At 69.0% G+C, this 16,289-nt stretch carries 15 protein-coding genes; 9 read left to right on the top strand and 6 right to left on the bottom strand.

Annotated features, from left to right (window positions below; translation table 11 throughout):
• Positions 1-3: 3 nt before the first annotated feature.
• The 3 genes from C5F48_RS05165 to C5F48_RS05155 all read right to left on the bottom strand — a co-directional run bounded on the left by C5F48_RS05165 (position 4) and on the right by C5F48_RS05155 (position 3,729).
• Entirely contained in the window at positions 4-744 is a 741-nt protein-coding gene (locus C5F48_RS05165) for a metallophosphoesterase family protein (protein ID WP_107662856.1), read from the bottom strand.
• A 107-nt stretch (positions 745-851) separates the two neighbouring features.
• Complete coding sequence (serA, locus tag C5F48_RS05160) at positions 852-2,447, bottom strand: phosphoglycerate dehydrogenase (protein ID WP_107662842.1); 1,596 nt, start codon at positions 2,445-2,447, stop codon at positions 852-854.
• Positions 2,448-2,574: 127 nt separating this feature from the next.
• Positions 2,575-3,729, bottom strand: a complete 1,155-nt coding sequence (locus tag C5F48_RS05155; protein WP_107662841.1) for a phosphoserine transaminase — start codon at positions 3,727-3,729, stop codon at positions 2,575-2,577.
• Between the two features lie 164 nt (positions 3,730-3,893).
• On the opposite strand from C5F48_RS05155, the gene serB reads away from it, so the two are divergent.
• Positions 3,894-4,772 carry a phosphoserine phosphatase SerB gene (gene serB, locus C5F48_RS05150; RefSeq protein ID WP_107662840.1) on the top strand — a complete coding sequence of 293 codons (879 nt, stop codon included), beginning with the start codon at positions 3,894-3,896 and terminating at the stop codon, positions 4,770-4,772.
• Here serB and zapE read toward each other — a convergent pair.
• A complete protein-coding gene (gene zapE, locus C5F48_RS05145; RefSeq protein WP_107662839.1) occupies positions 4,742-5,842 on the bottom strand; it encodes a cell division protein ZapE in 1,101 nt (366 codons plus the stop codon). The genes serB and zapE overlap by 31 nt on opposite strands.
• A gap of 92 nt (positions 5,843-5,934) precedes the next feature.
• Between zapE and C5F48_RS05140 the strand changes: the two genes are divergently transcribed.
• Entirely contained in the window at positions 5,935-7,137 is a 1,203-nt protein-coding gene (locus tag C5F48_RS05140; protein ID WP_107662855.1) for a winged helix-turn-helix domain-containing protein, read from the top strand.
• A gap of 336 nt (positions 7,138-7,473) precedes the next feature.
• Here C5F48_RS05140 and C5F48_RS05135 read toward each other — a convergent pair whose 3' ends face one another.
• Positions 7,474-8,298, bottom strand: a complete 825-nt coding sequence (locus C5F48_RS05135; RefSeq protein WP_107662838.1) for an LOG family protein — start codon at positions 8,296-8,298, stop codon at positions 7,474-7,476.
• A gap of 91 nt (positions 8,299-8,389) precedes the next feature.
• On the opposite strand from C5F48_RS05135, the gene dapD reads away from it, so the two are divergent.
• The 7 genes from dapD (at position 8,390) to C5F48_RS05100 (ending at position 15,789) form a co-directional block, all read left to right on the top strand.
• A complete protein-coding gene (gene dapD, locus C5F48_RS05130) occupies positions 8,390-9,229 on the top strand; it encodes a 2,3,4,5-tetrahydropyridine-2,6-dicarboxylate N-succinyltransferase (protein WP_107662854.1) in 840 nt (279 codons plus the stop codon).
• A gap of 92 nt (positions 9,230-9,321) precedes the next feature.
• A complete protein-coding gene (locus C5F48_RS05125; protein WP_107662837.1) occupies positions 9,322-10,134 on the top strand; it encodes a DUF421 domain-containing protein in 813 nt (270 codons plus the stop codon).
• The gene (locus C5F48_RS05120; RefSeq protein WP_107662836.1) at positions 10,052-10,390 is read left to right on the top strand and encodes a DUF8846 family protein; all 339 of its coding nucleotides are present in this window, start codon (positions 10,052-10,054) and stop codon (positions 10,388-10,390) included. Before C5F48_RS05125 ends, C5F48_RS05120 begins: the two co-directional genes overlap by 83 nt.
• A gap of 22 nt (positions 10,391-10,412) precedes the next feature.
• Positions 10,413-11,561 carry a succinyl-diaminopimelate desuccinylase gene (gene dapE / locus C5F48_RS05115; RefSeq protein WP_107662835.1) on the top strand — a complete coding sequence of 383 codons (1,149 nt, stop codon included), beginning with the start codon at positions 10,413-10,415 and terminating at the stop codon, positions 11,559-11,561.
• A complete protein-coding gene (locus C5F48_RS05110) occupies positions 11,558-11,974 on the top strand; it encodes a GNAT family N-acetyltransferase (protein ID WP_107662834.1) in 417 nt (138 codons plus the stop codon). Before dapE ends, C5F48_RS05110 begins: the two co-directional genes overlap by 4 nt.
• Positions 11,975-12,035: 61 nt before the next feature.
• On the top strand, positions 12,036-14,288 hold the full coding sequence (rnr, locus tag C5F48_RS05105) for a ribonuclease R (RefSeq protein ID WP_107662833.1): 2,253 nt from the start codon (positions 12,036-12,038) through the stop codon (positions 14,286-14,288).
• Positions 14,289-14,511: 223 nt separating this feature from the next.
• On the top strand, positions 14,512-15,789 hold the full coding sequence (locus tag C5F48_RS05100) for a lytic murein transglycosylase (RefSeq protein WP_170139541.1): 1,278 nt from the start codon (positions 14,512-14,514) through the stop codon (positions 15,787-15,789).
• Between the two features lie 3 nt (positions 15,790-15,792).
• On the opposite strand, the gene C5F48_RS05095 is transcribed toward C5F48_RS05100, so the two are convergent.
• Entirely contained in the window at positions 15,793-16,272 is a 480-nt protein-coding gene (locus C5F48_RS05095) for an RNA pyrophosphohydrolase (RefSeq protein ID WP_107662831.1), read from the bottom strand.
• Positions 16,273-16,289: the final 17 nt, after the last annotated feature.

The following is a 16,289-nucleotide window of genomic DNA, read 5'->3' as shown; positions in this document are numbered from 1 at the left end:
CGCTCAGAGCATCGGCGTCAGCAGCATCCGGCCTTGCGGGGTCAGGGCATGGGCGGTCCGGTCCTCGATCACCACGGCGGTCAGCGGCCCGCCATAGGCCACGCCGGAATCGAGGTTCAGCCGGTTGCCGTAATGCGTCGCCATGTCGATGGCGGTATGGCCATGCACCACGAGCGCGCCATGGTCGGACCGGTCGGAGAGGAAGGGCTCGCGGATCCACAGCAGGTCGGTCTCGGTCTGGTCCTCGACCGCGATGCCTGGGCGGATGCCGGCATGGACGAAGACCACCTCGCCACGGCGGTAGAAGGTCGGCAGCGCCTCGATGAAGGCGCGGTGCTCGGCCGGCACCAGCTCCACCGCCTCGGCATGCACCGGCGCCAAGGGCCGGCTGGCCGCCTCGCGCACCCCGTAGGACTCCAGCGTCGCCCCGCCGCCGAGCCGCGGATGCAGCCAGCCGAGATCGCTGCGCAGCCCGGGGTCGTGGTGCTTGAGATCGTCGAGAAAGCCGAGGAACATCCGGTCGTGGTTGCCCTTCAGCACCACCCAGTTCTCGCCGGAGTCGATGCCGGCGCGCAGATGCTCCACCACGCCGCGGCAGTCGGGGCCGCGGTCGACCAGATCGCCGACATGCACCACCGGGGCGGTATCGTCGCCGGTCGCGCGGCGGTCGGCGGCGATCCGGTCATGCGCGGCCAGCAGCTGATCGAGATGACCATGGATGTCGCCAATAGCGTAGCTTCGCATCATGCGCCTTGTCTTGAAACGGCAGGACCGGGGCTGATTGCCCCGGACCGCCGCAGGTTTCCCGGGGGCGGAGACGCGTCCCCGCCGCCCGATTTCAGGCCCGGATGTCAGGCCACATCGAATTCCAGCGGCTTCACCTGCTGGAACATACCGGTCGATTCCAGCGTGTCCACCACCTTCTGATCCAGTGCCTGATCGAGGTAGAGGATGGCGATGGCCTCCTGCCCCTCGCCCGAGCGGCCGAGGGTGAAGTTGGCGATGTTGACGCCGTTCTTGCCCATGGTCATGCCCAGAAGGCCGATGATGCCCGGCACGTCCTCGTTGGTGGTGTAGAGCATGTGCCGCCCCACCTCGGCGTCGATGTTGATGCCCTTGATCTGGATGAAGCGCGGCTTGCCATCCGAGAAGCAGGTGCCCGCGACCGAGCGCTCGCGCTTGTCGGTGACCACCGTCAGCTTGATGAAGGCGTCGAAGACCCCGGTCTTCTCCTGACGCGTGGTCGAGATCTGGATGCCGCGCTCCTTGGCGATCACCGGAGCCGAAACCATGTTCACGTCCGGGTTGGTGGCCTTCATGATGCCGGCGATGGTGGCGCAGTTCAGCGCCGCGAGGTTCATGTCGGACACAGCGCCGTCATAGAGCACGTTGATCGCCTTGATCGGCTCGTCGGTCATCTGGCCGACGAAGGCGCCGAGATGGCTGGCGAGCTTGACCCAGGGCCCCATGACCGCGGCTTCCTCGGCGGTGACCGAGGGCATGTTCAGCGCGTTCTGCACCGCGCCGGTCAGAAGGTAGTCCGACATCTGCTCGGCCACCTGCAGCGCCACGTTCTCCTGCGCCTCGGTGGTCGAGGCGCCGAGATGCGGCGTCACCACCACGTTGGGCAGGTTGAACAGCGGCGACTCGGTCGCCGGCTCCACCGCGAAGACGTCGAAGGCCGCGCCGGCGACATGGCCGGACTTCAGCGCCTCGGCCAGCGCCGCCTCGTCCACCAGACCGCCGCGGGCGCAGTTGATGATCCGCACGCCCTTCTTGGTCTTGGCGAGGGTCTCCGCCGACAGGATGTTGCGGGTCTTGTCGGTCAGCGGCACATGCAGGGTGATGAAATCGGCGCGGGCCAGAAGCTCGTCCAGCTCCACCTTGGTCACGCCCAGTTGCTTGGCGCGCTCTTCCGACAGGAAGGGGTCGTAGGCCACGACCTTCATGTGAAGGCCGACGGCGCGGTCGCAGACGATGCCGCCGATGTTGCCGGCACCGATCACGCCCAGCGTCTTGTTGTAGAGCTCCACCCCCATGAAGCGGGACTTCTCCCACTTGCCGGCATGGGTCGAGGCATTGGCCTCGGGCAGTTGCCGCGCCACGGCGAACATCATGGCGATGGCATGCTCGGCGGTGGTGATCGAGTTGCCGAAGGGCGTGTTCATCACGATCACGCCGCGCTTCGAGGCGGCGGGGATGTCGACATTGTCGACGCCGATCCCAGCGCGGCCGATCACCTTGAGGTTGGGCGCGAGGCCCAGCAGCTTTTCGGTCACCTTGGTGGCCGAGCGGATGGCGAGGCCGTCATACTGGCCGATGACCTCGGCCAGCTTGTCCTTGTCCTTGCCGAGTTTCGGCATGTAGTCGACCTCGACGCCACGGTCGCGGAAGATCTGGACGGCGGTTTCGGAGAGTTCGTCGGAAACGAGAACGCGGGGAGCCATGGATGCGGTCCTTCAGAGGATGGGGCGGGACGGTGCGCAATGAATGCGCACCCTACGGGAGTCTGGGGTTTGGCGGGACGGTGACCGTCCAACGGTAGGGTGCGCATTCATTGCGCACCCCTGGCGCTCACGCCGCCTGAAGCGCCGCGATCTCGGCGCGGAAGGCCCAGTCGATCCAGGGCATCAGCGCCGCGACATCGGCGGTCTCGACCGTCGATCCGCACCAGATCCGGAGCCCCGGAGGCGCGTCGCGATAGGCGCCCACGTCCAAGGCAACCCCTTGGCTTTCCAGCCGTTTGGCCACGCCCTTAGCGAAGGCCGCCCCGTCGGTGATGCGCGGATCGGTGAACTTCAGGCAGACAGAGGTGGTCGAGGCGATCTCGGGCCGCACCGCCAGATTGGCGATCCAGTCGTTCTGCGCCACGAACTCGGCCACCACCCTGGCATTGGCCTCGGCCCGGGCGACGAGGCCCTTCAGCCCGCCGATGCTCTGCGCCCAGTCGAGCGCCACGAGGTAATCCTCCACCGCCAGCATCGACGGCGTGTTGATCGTCTCGCCCTGGAAAATGCCCTCGATCAGCTTGCCCTTCGCGGTCAGCCGGAAGATCTTCGGCAGCGGCCAGGCGGGAACATAGCTTTCCAGCCGCTCCACCGCGCGGGGGCTCAGGATCAGCATGCCATGCGCGCCCTCGCCGCCCAGCACCTTCTGCCAGGAGAAGGTGACGACATCGAGCTTGTCCCAGGGCAGCTCCATCGCAAACGCCGCCGAGGTGGCGTCGCAGATCGTCAGACCCGCGCGATCCGCCGGGATCGCGTCGCCATTCGGCACCCGCACGCCCGAGGTCGTGCCGTTCCAGGTGAAGACCACGTCCTTGTCGAAATCGACCGTGGCGAAATCGACCACCTCGCCATAGGGCGCCTTGGTCACTTTGGCGTCGAGCTTCAGCTGTTTCACCACATCGGTGACCCAGCCCTCGCCGAAGGATTCCCATGCCAGCATCTCGACCGGGCGGGCGCCCAGCAGCGACCACATCGCCATCTCCACCGCGCCGGTATCCGACCCCGGCACGATGCCGATGCGGTAGTCGGCCGGAACGCCGAGGATCTCGCGCGTCTGGTCGATGGCCCGTTTCAGCTTGGCCTTGCCCACGGCGGCACGGTGCGAGCGGCCCAAGGGCGCGTCGGCGAGCATGTCCAGCGAATAGGCGGGGATCTTGGCGCAAGGGCCAGAAGAAAAGCGCGGATTGGCCGGCCGCGTGGCCGGGGTCTGCAGATCAGACATGGTATCCTTCCAGATAAATGCCCCCCGTTGGGGAGGGGTGTCCCGCCGTCGGGTCTATCGGGGGTTGCTCTCTGGCGCAAGGAAAGAAATTGCCGTAAAGCGCCGCTTCATGCGGCCAAAACGACGCAGCCGCGCGATGGCAGCCCTTGCATGGTGGACCCCCGATGTATGTAGCGACCCTCTTGACCGACCCCGCCTCTCCGGCGCTCGACCGCGCCACGGTGGAGGCGCTGCGCAATGCCTGGGGCGGCGGCGATGCCCTCTGGCTCGATCCCGGCGTCGCGGCGGAGTTTCCGCTGGAGGATTGCCCGGCGAACCTCTGGGATGTCTGGGCCGAGATGCAGGCGCTGAAGGTCGATCTGGTGGTGCAGAAGGCCGAGGGGCGGCGCAAGCGGCTGCTCTTGGCCGACATGGATTCGACGATGATCCAGCAGGAATGCATCGACGAGCTGGCCGACGAGGCGGGCGTCGGCGCCTATGTCGCGGGTATCACCGCCCGGGCGATGAACGGCGAGCTCGACTTCGAGGCGGCGCTGCGCGAGCGCGTCGGGTTGCTGCGCGGGCTGTCGGTCGAGGTTATCGAACGGGTGTTCACGAACCGCATCACCTATATGCCGGGCGGGCGCGCTCTGGTGGCGACGATGCGGGCCAATGGCGGCTATGCGGCGCTGGTGTCGGGCGGGTTCACCGATTTCACCACCCGCGTCGCGGCGGGGCTCGGCTTCGACGAGCATCGCGCCAATACGCTCTTGGCCGAGGGCGGGCAGCTCACGGGCCGGGTGGCCGAGCCGATCCTCGGGCGCGAGGCCAAGCTTGCGACGCTGGAGGAGCTTTGCGCCCGGCTGGGCATCGCGGTGACCGAGGCGATGGCGGTGGGCGACGGGGCGAACGATCTCGGCATGCTGAAGCGCGCCGGGGCCGGGGTGGCCCTGCATGCCAAGCCCGTGGTGGCGGCGGAATGCGATATCCGCATCAACCACGGCGACTTGACGGCGCTGCTCTACGTGCAGGGCTATGCCCGGTCGGCGTTCGTCTCGGCCTGACCCCAGTCCGCCGCCTGCATCTCGCGCAGGCGGCTCGCGGTGCGGGCGAACTCGAAACTGCCGCTGCCCTCGATATAAAGCCGCTCCGGCTCGTCGGCGGCGGAGGCGATCAGCCGCACCTTCGCCTCGTAGAGCGCGTCGATCAGCGTGACGAAGCGCTTGGCCTCGTTGTAATTCTCCTGCGACAGCCGCGGGATGTCCTCGAGGATCAGCACCCGCACCGCCTCGGCGATGGCAAGGAAATCTGCGGGGCCGAGCGGCCTCGCGCAGAGATCCCAGAAGGTCGCGCGACCGACGCCGTTGGCAAAACAGGGCAGCTCCACCGTGCGCCCGTTCACCGGCAGCACCAAGGGCGCGCCCTTCGAACCGCCGGTCAGATCGGTCCAGATGCCGGCGATCAGCGTCTTGGCCCGCACCGCCGGGTGGAAATACACCTGCGCCCCGGCCAGCCGGTGCTGGCGGTAATCGGTCGGGCTCTCCAGCGGACGCACGACGAGGTGATCGCGCAGAAGATCGATGAAGGGCAGGAAGACCTCGCGGTTCAGCCCGTTCTCGTAGAGCCCTTCCGGCGGGCGGTTCGAGGTGGTGACGATCACCACCCCCGCCGCGAACAGCTTCTCGAACAGCCGCCCCACGATCATCGCATCGGTGATGTCGGTGATCTGCATCTCGTCGAAGGCCAGAAGCCGCACCTCCGCCGCCACCGCATCGGCCACCGGCTGCAGCGCATCCTCGACGCCGCGCTTGCGCGCCTCGTGCATGCCGCGCTGCATCTCCTGCATGAAGGCATGGAAATGCACCCGCCGCTTGACCGGAATGTCCACCGCATTGACGAAGAGATCCATCAGCATCGACTTGCCGCGCCCGACCCCGCCCCAGAGATAGAGCCCCTTCGGCGGCTGCGGCGGCTTGGAGAACAGGCCGAACAACCCGCGCTTCCGCTCGGGGTTGGCCTCCAGCCAGTCGCGCAGCACCTCCAGATCGGCCAGCACCGCGTGCTGGGCCGGATCGGGGCGCAGGGTTCCGGCTTTGATGCGGGCGTCGTAGATCTCGGTCAGGGTCTGGCGCATGCGGCCCTATATCGCGCGGCGTGCAGCGGGAAAAGCCGGAACGCGCGGCAGCTTGACGGGTTTTCTCACCCTGTTACCCCTTCTGCATGACAGTGCTCCTGCCCAACCCCGCCGCGCGCCGCCTGTTCCTCGACCTGCACGCGCTGGCCGAGCCGCCGACCGGCCCGGCGCGCGGGCCCGATCTGCTGGCGCTGATCCGGCGGCTGGGCTTCGTACAGCTCGACTCGATCTCGACCGTCGCGCGGGCGCATCACATGATCCTCTTCGCCCGGCGGCAGAGTTACCGGCAGGAGGCGCTCTCGCCGCTTCTGGACCGGCGCCGCTGGCTCTTCGAGCATTGGACCCATGACGCATCGCTGATCCCGACCGAGTTCTTCCCGCATTGGCGGATGCGCTTCGCCCGCGACCGCCCGCGCCTCTTGGAGCGCTGGCGCGGCTGGCAGCGCGACGGTTTCGAGACCCAGTTCGACGCGGTGCGCCAGCGCATCGCCGATCACGGCCCGGTCTCGGCGGCCGAGGTCGGCGAGGGCGAGGCGCGCGGCGCCGGCGGCTGGTGGGACTGGCATCCGTCGAAGGCGGCGCTGGAATATCTGTGGCGGGTGGGCGAGATCTCGGTCTGCCATCGCGCCGGCTTCCAGAAGGTCTATGACCTGACCGAGCGGGTGATGCCCCCGGAAGTTCTGGCGTGGCATCCGGCGCCGGAGGAGACGATCGACTGGGCCTGCAACACTGCGCTCGACCGGCTGGGCTTCGCCACCTCGGGCGAGATCGCCGCCTTCTGGGCCACCGTCGCCCCGCAGGACGCGCGCGACTGGTGCCACGCGGCGCTGGCGCGGGGCGAGATCATCGAGGCGCGGATCGAGGGCGCCGACGGCGCGCCCCGTCGCAGCTTCGCCCGGCCCGATCTCATGGAGCGCGCCGCCGCCGCCCCTGAACCGCCGGCCCGGCTGCGCATCCTCTCGCCCTTCGACCCGGCGCTGCGCGACCGCAACCGCGCCGAGCGGCTCTTCGGCTTCCGCTACCGGATCGAGGTCTTCGTGCCCGAGCCGAAGCGGACCTACGGCTATTACGTCTTCCCGCTGCTGGAAGGCGCGCGGCTGGTCGGGCGGATCGACATGAAGGCCTTCCGCGACCAGGGGGTGCTGCAGGTGAAGGCCCTCTGGCCGGAGCCGGGGGTGCGGTTCGGGACGGGAAGGATGGCGCGGCTCGAGGCGGAGCTGGAGCGGATGGCGCGGTTCGCCGGGTGCGAACGGGTCGGGTTCGAGGCGGGGTGGATGCGGGAGACGATGGGGTGAGGTGGAACCCCACCCTACGGGGACGGGGGCGGAGGCAATTGAACGTGCGTGGAGTTCGGTGCGCAATGAATGCGCACCCTGCGGTGTCGCGGGGAAGGTGGGGTGAAACCCCACCCTACGCGGAGCGCTTGGTGGCATGTGGGCGGGGACGGGGCCCACGGTCTTCATAGGGTGGGGTTCCACCTCACCTGTGCCACGCCTCGTAGGGTGCGCATTCATTGCGCACCATCGGGACGCCCCCAACACCGGATCACCCTCCACGCCGCGGGGTGGGGTTCCACCCCGCGCCTTCATCGCGCCCGTCCCGGAAACGCCGCCGACACCCGAGCCCTTCCCTCAACACCCCGGATCGGGCCAGCCGTCGATCGCCGCCACCGCCTCTTCCGCCGTTTCCACGAAGCGGAACAGCCGCAGATCCTCGCGCGAGATGGTGCCGGCTTCGGCCAGCGCCTCCCAGTTGATGATCTTTTCCCAGAAGGCCCGGCCGAACAGCAGGAAGGGGATCGGCTTCATCCGCTTGGTCTGGATCAGCGTCAGGCTCTCGAACATCTCGTCCAGCGTGCCGAAGCCGCCGGGGAAGACCACGACCGCCCTGGCCCGCATCAGGAAATGCATCTTGCGGATCGCGAAATAGTGGAAGTTGAACGACAGGTCCGGCGTGACATAGGCGTTGGGCGCCTGCTCGTGCGGCAGCACGATGTTGAGCCCGATGGACTGCCCGCCCGCCTCGTTGGCGCCGCGGTTGCCCGCCTCCATCACCCCCGGACCGCCGCCGGTGACGATGACGTTCTCGCGGCCATAGCTCTCCATGCTGCGCTCGGTCATCACCCGGGAAAAGCGCCGCGCCTCCTCGTAATAATGCGACAGCTCCGCCAGCACCGGGGTCTTCGCCGTCTCCTTGTGCGCGGGATCGGGGATGCGCGCGCCGCCGAACAGCACGATGGTCGAGGCGATGCCGCGCTCGTCCATCACGATCTGCGGCTTCATCAGCTCCAGCTGCAGCCGCACCGGCCTCAGGTCGTCTCGCATCAGGAAGTCGAGATCGGCATAGGCCAGCCGGTAGGCCGGGGCGCGGCTCTGCGGCGTGTCGGGAATCCGGTGCGTGGTTTCCAGATCCTCGGTCGAGTCGCGGAACGGATGGCTGCGGGGTTCGTCTTTCATGAGCTTCCTTGCCGACCTTGGGCGGATTGCGGGAGGTGACCCCACGGTTTATAGCCCTTGACCGGACAAGACCATGAAAAAGGACGCCGCCATGTCGACCGCCCCCGCGAACGCCGCCCTGGAAACCGCCATCGAAGCCGCCTGGGAGGCCCGCGACGGCATCAGCCCCGCCAGCACCGGCGAGGCGCGCGACGCCATCGAGGCGACGCTGGAGGCGCTCGACAAGGGCCGCCTGCGTGTGGCCGAGCGGCAGGCCGACGGCCGGTGGCATGTGAACCAGTGGGCCAAGAAGGCGGTGCTCTTAGGCTTCCGTCTGAAGGACATGGAGCAGCAGCCGGGCGGTCCGCAGGCCGGCGGCTGGTGGGACAAGGTCGACAGCAAGTTCGCCGGCTGGACCGAGGCCGACTGGCGCGCCGCGGGCTTCCGCGCCGTGCCGAACTGCGTCGTGCGCCGCTCGGCCTATGTGGCCAAGGGCGTGGTGCTGATGCCTTCCTTCGTCAATGTCGGCGCCTATGTCGACGAGGGCACCATGGTCGACGCCTGGGCCACGGTCGGCTCCTGCGCCCAGATCGGCAAGAACGTCCACCTCTCCGGCGGCGTCGGCATCGGCGGCGTGCTGGAGCCGATGCAGGCCGGCCCGACCATCATCGAGGACAACTGCTTCATCGGCGCGCGCTCCGAAGTGGTCGAGGGCTGCATCGTCCGCGAGGGCTCGGTGCTGGGCATGGGCGTGTTCATCGGCCAGTCGACCAAGATCGTCGACCGCGAGACCGGCTCGGTGAGCTATGGCGAGGTGCCTGCGGGTTCGGTCGTCGTGGCGGGCTCGATGCCCTCGAAGAACGGCATCAACCTCTATTGCGCGGTGATCGTGAAGAAGGTCGATGCCCAGACCCGCTCCAAGACCTCGATCAACGAGCTCTTGCGCGACTGACGCGCTCCTGACCCGGCGGAACCGCCCCCGGGGCGGGGCGTTTCCGAGGGCGCGGCGCCGGGTGCCGCGCCTGTTTGCGGAGTGTGCGTTGCATGGAAGATCCCGTCGTTCCCTTCGACCTCGCGCGGATGTTCCTCGGCGACGAGCCGCCGCTGTTCCTTCTGGAAATCGTCTTCCGCACTCTCGTCATCTACAGCTACACGCTCATGCTGTTGCGCTGGGTCGGTGGGCGCAGCGTGGCGCAGCTGTCGATCGTCGAGTTCCTCCTCGTCATCGCGCTCGGCTCGGCGGTGGGGGATGCGCTGTTCTACCCGGATGTGCCGCTGCTGCATGCGATGGTGGTCATCACCGTGGTGGTGACGCTCGACAAGCTGATCGACGTGCTGATCCGGCATTACCAGCCGGTGAAGCGCATCGTCGACGGGGTTCCGGTCGAGATCATGCGCGACGGGCGCATCCTGATGCCCGGCCTGACCGAGCGCAAGATCGGGCCGATCGAGCTGAAGGAGATGCTGCGGCTGGAGGGGATCGAGAACCTCGGCCAGGTGCGCCGCGCCTATCTGGAAGCCAGCGGCCATCTCTCGGTCTTCCGCAACGACCCGGTCTGCCCGGGCCTGTCCATCGTGCCGCCCTTCGAGATCACGCCGCCCATGCCTTCGGTACTGGCCCAGCCCGCCTGTTGTCGCAACTGCGGCGCCTGGCTCGACCCGGCCACCGAGGGCGAGCCCTGTCCCTTCTGCAAAGACACCAACCGCGCGCGGCTTTCGCTTGCACCGCAGGAAAAAACGCGCGAACGGGAGGCGACAGGAACGGAGCCGTCAGATGACCGAGGATCAGCCCGAGAAGATCAAGCGCCCGCAGCAGGTCTATACCCTCGTGATCGAGGTGGGCCGCAGACCGAATGACGGCCTGCCCAAGGACGCCACGGGCGCCGCGCTGATGTGCTATGCCACCGGCGTCGACGAGGCCGAGGCCGTGCGCGAGACGGTGGCGCTGCTGAAGACCGCCGACATGGCGCCGCTCGACGTGTCGGGCTACGGCACGCTCGAGGAGCGGCTGGAGGCGGGCGAGGAGATCGACGCCGAGGAGCGCGCGCTGATGCAGCGCGCCCTCGCCGAGAACTCGGTCGTCGTGGCGCAGATGACGCCGTTCTACGATTGATCCCCACGCCAAGGACCTGCCGATGCCGTCTCCCGTCGATCCCGTCGCCCTGACCGCCGCTCTGGTGCGTTGCCCCTCCGTCACGCCCGAGGAGGGCGGGGCGCTGGTGTTGCTGGAGGGGCTGCTTTCCGGGGCGGGCTTCGACTGCACCCGGGTGGACCGCAACGGGGTGCCGAACCTCTTTGCCCGCTGGGGGCGGCGCGGGGCGAACCGGTCGTTCGGCTTCAACGGCCATACCGATGTCGTCCCGGTCGGCGATGCCGCCGCCTGGACCCATGACCCCTTCGGCGCCGAGATCGAGGGCGGCTATCTCTGGGGCCGCGGCGCCACCGACATGAAATCGGGCGTCGCCGCCTTTGCCGCCGCGGCGGTGGATTTCGTGCGCGAGACCCCGCCCGACGGCGCGGTGATCCTGACCATCACCGGCGACGAGGAGGGTGCCTCTGTCGATGGAACGCAGGCGATCCTCGACTGGATGGCGGCAGAGGGCGAGGCGATGGCGGTCTGCCTCGTGGGCGAGCCGACCTCGCCCGAGCGGTTGGGCGAGATGATGAAGATCGGTCGGCGCGGCTCGCTCACCGCGCATGTCACCGCGCGCGGCGTGCAGGGCCATTCGGCCTATCCGCATCGCGCCAAGAATCCGGTCGCGGCGCTCTGCCGGCTGATGGACCGGCTCGACACCCATGTGCTCGACGAGGGCAGCGAGCATTTCGACGCCTCGACGCTGGCGATCACCACGGTCGATACCGGCAACCCGGCGACCAATGTGATCCCGGCGCTCTGCCGCGGCACGGTGAACATCCGCTTCAACGACCTGCACTCGGGCCAGAGCCTGAGCGACTGGCTCGCCGCCGAGGCCGCGAAGGTGCAGGCCGAGACCGGGGTGGAGATCACGCTCAAGGTGGTGGTGAGCGGCGACAGCTTCCTCACGCCGCCCGGCAGCTTTTCCGACCTCATCGCCGATGCGGTGGAGGCCGAGACCGGCATTCGCCCCGTGCCCTCGACCTCGGGCGGCACCTCCGACGCACGCTTTGTGAAGAACCATTGCCCGGTGGTGGAATTCGGCCTCGTCGGCAAGACCATGCATGCGGTGGACGAGCGGGTGGAGGTGGCGCAGATCGTGGCCCTGAAGGCGATCTATGGCCGCGTCCTGCGGGACTATTTCGCATGATCTCCGTCACCACCGACATCGCCGCCTGCCGCGCCCTGCGCCGCATCGTCTTCATCGAGGAACAGGGCGTGCCCGAGGCCGACGAGATCGACGAACTCGACGACGAGGCTATCCACCTGCTGGCCGAGGTCGAGGGCCGCCCGGTCGGCTCGGCCCGCCTGCTGGTCCGCGGCGAGACCGGCAAGATCGGCCGGGTCTGCGTGCTGGCCGAGCAGCGCGGCGCCGGGCTCGGCGCGGCGCTGATCCGCGCGGCGGTGGCGGAACTGCGCCGCATCCCCGGGGTGCGTCAGGCCAAGCTCGGCGCCCAGACCCATGCGCTCGGCTTCTACGAGAAGCTCGGCTTCACCGCTCTGGGCCCGGAATATATCGACGCCGGCATCCCGCATCGCGACATGGTGCTGGCGCTCGGCTGAGCGGGCAGAATGTTTCCGCTTCGAGGATGACGCCCCGCCTGCCGCGTGCTACCTCCGGAAGATGGACCAGTTACCCTCAAAGCCGCAGATCCTGCAGTGGATCGCCGACAATCCCACCCTGACCGCCAAGCGCGACATCGCCCGCGCCTTCGGCATCAAGGGCAGCGCAGAGCGTATCGAGCTTAAGCGGCTCCTGCGCGAGATGGAGGCCGAGGGCGCGCTGGAAAAGCGCAAGCGCGCCTACCGCGACGCCTCGGCCCTGCCGCCGGTGTCGATCCTGCAGGTGCTGGCGCCCGATGCCGATGGCGATCTCTTCGCCCGCCCGCTGGAATGGCTGGGCGAGGGCGAGCCGCCCGCGATCCTCGTGGTCACGCAGAAGACCGATCCGGCGCTGGGCGAGGGCGACCGCATCCTCGCGCGGCTGACCGAGACCGAGGGCGAGACCTACGCCTACGAGGCGCGGCTGATCCGCAAGCTCGGGGCCAATCCGCACAAGGTTCTGGGCATCTTCCGTGCCGAATCCGAGGGCGGGCGGATCGTGCCGATCGACAAGGGGCAGGACAAGGAATGGCGGGTGCCGCGCGACGGTACCGCAGGCGCCCGCGACGGCGAGCTGGTCGAGGCCGAACAGGACGGGCCGAAGCGCCTCGGCCTGCCGCAGGCCCGTATCGTGGCGCGGCTGGGCGATCCCTCCGGCCCGCGCGCCGTGTCGATCATCGCCATCCACCAGCACGGCATCCCCGACAGCTTCCCCGATGCGGTGGTGGCCGAGGCCGATGCCGCCAGCCCGGCGCCCTTGGGCCAGCGCGAGGATCTGCGCGAGCTGCCGCTGATTACCATCGACCCGGCGGATGCGCGCGACCGCGACGACGCGGTCTTCGCCGAGCCCGACAGCGATCCGCAGAACCCCGGCGGGCATATCGTCTGGGTCGCCATCGCCGATGTGGCGCATTACGTCCGCCCCGGCTCGAAACTGGACCGCGAGGCGAGGAAGCGCGGCAACTCCACCTATTTCCCCGACCGCGTGGTGCCGATGCTGCCCGACGTGCTGTCGGGCGACCTCTGCTCGCTGCACGAACATGTCGACCGGCCCTGCCTTGCGGTGCGGATGAAGCTGTCGGCGCAAGGCGCGAAGCTCGCGCATCGGTTCACCCGGGGCATGATGCGCTCGAAGGCGAGCCTCAGCTACGGGCAGGTGCAATCGGCCATCGACGGCACGCCGGACGCCAAGACCGAGCCGCTGCTCGAGCCGGTGCTGAAGCCGCTTTATGCCGCCTACGAGGCCGCCAAGCAGGCCCGCACCCTGCGCCAGCCGCTCGATCTCGACCTGCCGGAGCGGCGGATCGAGCTGAGCGAGGAGGGCAAGGTCACCTCGGTCGCCTTCCGCGAGCGCTTCGACGCGCATCGGCTGATCGAGGAATTCATGATCCTCGCCAACGTCGCCGCCGCCGAGGAGCTGACCCGGCTGCGCCGGCCGCTGCTGTTCCGCGTGCATGAGGAGCCGAGCCCGCAGAAGCTGGAGGCGCTGCGCGACGTGGCCGAGGCCTCGGGCTTCACGCTGGCCAAGGGGCAGGTGCTGAAGACCGCGCATCTCAACCGGCTCTTGGCGCAGGCCGAGGGCACCGAGTTCGACGAGCTGCTGAACATCTCCACCCTGCGCTCCATGACGCAGGCCTATTACCATCCGGAGAATTTCGGCCATTTCGGCCTCAGCCTGCAGAGCTACGCGCATTTCACCTCGCCGATCCGGCGCTATTCCGACCTCATCGTGCATCGCGCGCTGATCCTCGGCCATGGCTGGGGCGATGACGGGCTGTCGCCGCAGGACATCGAGGATCTGGCCGATACCGCCAAGCTGATCTCGGACACCGAGCGGCGCAGCATGATGGCCGAGCGCGACACGACCGACCGCTATCTCGCTGCCTACCTGGCAGACCGGGTGGGGGCGGAGTTCGGCGGGCGGATCTCGGGCGTGCAGCGCTTCGGGCTCTTCGTCAAGCTGGACGAGACCGGCGCCGACGGGCTGATCCCGATCCGCTCGGTCGGGCGCGAGTTCTTCCATTTCGACGCCGACAGCCAGACGCTGACGGGCGCCGACACCGGCACGGTGATCGGCATCGGCCAGCGGGTGACGGTGCGGCTGGCCGAGGCGATCCCGCTGACCGGCGGGCTGATGCTGGAACTGCTGGAGATCGAGGGCAGCGCCCTGCGCTCGGGCCGTCCGAAGCGCGGCCGGCCGATGCCGCGCAAGCCCGGCAAGGCCGCGGCGCGCGACGCCAAGCTGAAACGCAAGGTGGTGCGCAGCCGGAAGTGAGCCGGGGGCGCCGCCCTCGGGGGCATCGAGCCCCCTCGGGCGGCATTGCCATCGCAGACTGCCGGCCGGTCGCCCGTGCGGCCGGCTGCGGGCGCCTCCGGCGGGAGTATTTCTGCCAGGAGAAACCCGCGGGGTTTCGCCGGTTGGCGGTCGCAGTGCTTTGCGCGATGGGCGGGCCGGGTTAGGCTTGGCGCAATCACAAGAACAACGGGCAGGTTCGACGATGCGATCTTCAGTCATGGCCCTTGCGGCCCTTCTTGTCACGGATATGGCCAAGGCCGGGCCGGTCGAGGTCTCGCCCCGACCCGCAGCGCGGGGGGCGGCGATGGTGAGCGATACCAGACCGGCGGAACCGGTGGCCAGCCCCGAGGATCAGGCCGCGCTCGAGGCCTGGGTCGCCGCCTTCCGCCCGCGCGCCGAGGCGGCGGGCATCGCGCCCGCCACGCTGGACCGGGCCTTCCGCGGCCTCCGCTACGATGCCGATGCCATCGCCCGCGACCGCAATCAGGCGGAATTCTCGCGCACGGTCTGGGATTACCTCGCCTCCGCCGTGTCGGAGCGGCGGCTGGCCAACGGGCGGGCGGCGCTGGCCGAGCATGGCGCGCTGCTGCGCGAGATCGAGGCGCGCTACGGTGTCGACCGGCATGTGGTGCTGGCGGTCTGGGGGATGGAGAGCTCCTATGGCAGCCATCGCGGTGACCATCCGCTGATCGGCGCGCTGGCCACGCTGGCGCATGACGGGCGGCGCGGCGCCTTCTTCGAAGAGCAGCTGATCGCCGCCCTGCAGATCGTGCAGCAGCGCGATGTCGAGCCGCAGGCGATGACCGGCAGCTGGGCCGGGGCGATGGGCCATACCCAGTTCATCCCGACCTCCTACCTCGCCTTCGCGGTGGATTTCACCGGCGACGGCAAGCGCGACATCTGGTCGGACAATCCCGCCGATGCGCTGGCCTCCACCGCCGCCTATCTGGCAAAATCCGGCTGGGAGACAGGCCAGCCCTGGGGCCTCGAGGTGACGCTGCCCGCGGGCTTCGACTACGCCGGGTCGGGCAAGGCGCTGCGGCGCCCGACGGCGGAGTGGCGGGGGCTGGGGCTGCGCACGGCGGAGGGCGGCGCCCTGCCCGAGCATGGCGAGGCGGCGCTGCTCCTGCCCGGCGGGGCGCGGGGCGCGGCTTTCCTGATCTACGGCAACTTCCGGGCGATCTCGCGTTACAATGCCGCCGATGCCTATGTGATCGGCGTGGGCCATCTGGCCGACCGCCTGCGCGGCGGCCCTCCGATCCGCGCCTCCTGGCCCGAGGGCGAGCGGGTGCTCCTGTCGGCGGAGCGGGTCGAGCTGCAAGAGCTTCTGACCCGGGCGGGCTTCGACACCGGGGGTGCGGATGGCATGGTGGGGCCGAACACGATCAGGGCGCTCCGGGCCTGGCAGCAATCGGTCGGGCTGATCCCCGACGGCTACGCCAGCCCGGGCGTGCTGGAGCGGCTGCGCTCCGGCGTGTGACCTTCAGCGCAGGTGGTCGCGGAAGGCGGCGACCACCTGTTCGTAGACCGTGCGCTTGAAGGGCACGATGCCCTCGACCAGCTCGGCCGAGCCGATCCAGCGCCATTCCGAGAATTCCGGGTGGTCGGTGGCGATGCCGATCTGGTCGTCGCTGCCGGTGTAGCGGAACAGGAACCATTTCTGCCGCTGGCCGCGATACTTGCCGCCCCAGACCTTGCCCATCAGCTCCGGCGGCAGGTCGTAGGTCACCCAGTCCGGGGTCTTGGCGACGAATTCCACCAGGTCAGCGGTGATCCCGGTTTCCTCCCAGAGCTCGCGCAGCGCCGCCTCGCGCGGCTTCTCGCCCTCGTCGATGCCGCCCTGCGGCATCTGCCAGGCGGCGACCGGGTTGTCGAGCCGCTGCCCGGCGAAGATCAGCCCTTCGGCGTTCATCAGGACGATGCCCACGCAGGGGCGGTAGGGCAGGGAGGCGGGATCGATCATCGGGGAACCTTCGGGTG

Origin of the sequence: Cereibacter changlensis JA139, from assembly GCF_003034985.1 — a bacterium.
In the GTDB taxonomy this organism is placed as follows: domain Bacteria; phylum Pseudomonadota; class Alphaproteobacteria; order Rhodobacterales; family Rhodobacteraceae; genus Cereibacter; species Cereibacter changlensis.
This window is presented reverse-complemented; position numbering and strand designations above follow the sequence as displayed.